At 57.5% G+C, this 835-nt stretch carries 2 protein-coding genes; one reads left to right on the top strand and one right to left on the bottom strand.

Going from position 1 to position 835, the window contains the following annotated elements; all coding sequences use genetic code 11:
* Positions 1–111 precede the first annotated feature (111 nt).
* Positions 112–255 (bottom strand): hypothetical protein, encoded by a 144-nt coding sequence (locus QT327_RS28070; RefSeq protein ID WP_289554496.1) that lies wholly within the window; start codon positions 253–255, stop codon positions 112–114.
* 1 nt (position 256) lies between these two features.
* Here QT327_RS28070 and QT327_RS28065 point away from each other — a divergent pair.
* A partial coding sequence (locus QT327_RS28065) for a hypothetical protein (RefSeq protein WP_354004839.1) occupies positions 257–835 on the top strand: 579 nt, incomplete at its 3' end.

The following is an 835-nucleotide window of genomic DNA, read 5'->3' as shown; positions in this document are numbered from 1 at the left end:
CACTGGCTGGACAGCGGTTGTTACAACAGGCACCGTAACGCTTCCTAACACGTCAGGTAGCGGCGATATCAATGAAACCATAGCGACTTTGCCAAACGGCGCGGTGGTGACCTATACGGTAACGGTACTGACCCCGTCCGACTTCACCGGCGAACTGGTGAATGCGGTAGAGGTGACGACACCGACGGAGGATCCCGATCCGAGCTGTACCACCTGTACCACACCTCCGTTGACCCCTGATCCGAAAGCGGACATCGTGACGGTGAAGGTAACGAGCGAAGCAGGCAAAACGGAGTTTACGCCGGGTGAGTCGGTAGACTACACCATCACGGTAACCAACAACGGTCCGAGCGATGCGACCGCGGTGAACGTAAAAGATACGGCCCCTGCGGGAACGACCATTACGAACTGGACGGCTGTGGTAACCAACGGTACGGTGACCCTGCCAAATACCAGCGGCAGCGGCGATATCAATGAAACAATAGGAACGCTTCCGAACGGGGCAGTGTTGACCTATACGGTAACGGTGCAGACCCCGTCCGACTTCACCGGTGAGCTGGTGAACGCGGTGGAGGTGACGACACCGACGGAGGATCCCGACCCGAGCTGTACGCAATGTACGACACCTCCGTTGGATCCTGATCCGAAAGCGGACATCGTGACGGTGAAGGTAACGAGCGAAGCGGGTAAAACGGAGTTTACACCGGGTGAGTCGGTAGACTATACCATTACGGTGACCAACAACGGACCGAGCGATGCGGCGTCCGTGAACGTAAAGGATACGGCCCCTGCGGGAACGACCATTACGAACTGGACGGCTGTGGTAACCAACGGT

The sequence above is a fragment of the Olivibacter sp. 47 genome (assembly GCF_030372825.1).
GTDB classification, from domain to species: Bacteria; Bacteroidota; Bacteroidia; order Sphingobacteriales; family Sphingobacteriaceae; genus Olivibacter; species Olivibacter oleidegradans.
This window is presented reverse-complemented; position numbering and strand designations above follow the sequence as displayed.